At 37.9% G+C, this 1389-nt stretch carries 1 protein-coding gene; it reads right to left on the minus strand.

The window, feature by feature from the left end:
* Window positions 1–15: 15 nt before the first annotated feature.
* Window positions 16–1326 (minus strand): IS701 family transposase, encoded by a 1311-nt coding sequence (locus G1O98_RS38220; RefSeq protein WP_163939658.1) that lies wholly within the window; start codon window positions 1324–1326, stop codon window positions 16–18.
* Between the last annotated feature and the right edge of the window lie 63 nt (window positions 1327–1389).

Below are 1389 nucleotides of genomic sequence, written 5' to 3' on the forward strand. Positions count from 1 at the left end.
CCCTCTTGTGTCACTTTAGGCAGAGGAAAAATAGAATTCAGGGTGAGTTAGGAATATAAAAATTGGGGAAGTGAGCCTATAAACGATGGCTTGAAGTTTAGTAAATCCCAATGAAAGTTGAGGGATAGGAAAGACTGTCAGCCAAGGTTGGATTAAGTTAAATAGGATAAAAGGTTGAACAATTAAGCGGAGATTATTCAGAATATTTTTCCAACCTTTACCATTATCCCAGCAGGGGTGAGAAGCAAATGTTGATTGAAAATCTGGGGGAGAAGGACGCAGAGATTCTGAATGAAGGCTAACCAAGAGGTAAGCACTACATACAATCTCCCACCATCGCTCAATATCTTCATAGCGAGTAAAGCGATAATCTGCCCAGCCTAATTCATTCTTACCCTGCTTTAAGCCATATTCTACCCATGTTCTTAAACCATAGAAATTTCCAACTTCTCTTGGGGTAATGTGTAGGTATTTACTCATTACATACCAAGTAGAGTTTCCAGGTAATGTATCTGGATCTGTGGTAATTTGCCAATATCTATGTTCTCCACGTTTCCCGTGAATTATTTCACGAATAAATCGATTTTCACTGCTCAAATCAGAAAAGACTCGTTTGAAGCGATGCCACTTTAAATATTGGGTATGTTGTCTCGGAAGTAGGTCTACAGAATGGTTTGAGCGGATTGCTACTAAATAATTTAAATCTAGTTCATCTAATACAGATATGAAATTTGTACCGCTTTCGCCATATAAGCTATCAGCTAGTACTAAGTTGAATTTAAAACCCATCGACTGTAACTTTCGTATTAGCATTGCCCCGATTTGAGGCTTGGTCAGATATTTATCTCCTGGCTTTAACTTCTCTCGTGGTTTGTACACTTCAAACAGTAGTGGGAATGTCATCCCACAGAACACACCATAGGCTGTAACTGCCACAACCCCATTCTCTACTTTGCCCAAATTGCCTATATACTGCCGTTTGACATAATCTGTTGTATTGCCTTTCTTTTTATCTCCAGTTTCATCAATAATTAAAATGATTGGTCTTTTTTTTAATACCTCTAAAATTAGCTCTAATCTCAAGGTTCTTAGCTCTTCTACGTCCCAAGATGATGTAGTTAAAAAATGATGCAGTCCTTGATAGTTATCTAGCCCGACAATTTTCGCTATTTCAGGTAGACTTTTCCGTTTTAAATCAGAGATACATCCTAGATGTAGATATTTGAAAGCTTCAAAATTCCTAACATCTGAAAACAGATTTTTATACCACAAGCAATATTCATCCACAAACTTGACGGTTTTTATGGGTGAACGAGGCTCTACCATGCTCTGTGTCTTCGTTCTAGGTTTTGTACATTATTATACTACCGCCATAGTGACACAAGAGGG

Source organism: Nostoc sp. UIC 10630 (assembly GCF_010747425.1).
In the GTDB taxonomy this organism is placed as follows: Bacteria; Cyanobacteriota; Cyanobacteriia; order Cyanobacteriales; family Nostocaceae; genus Nostoc.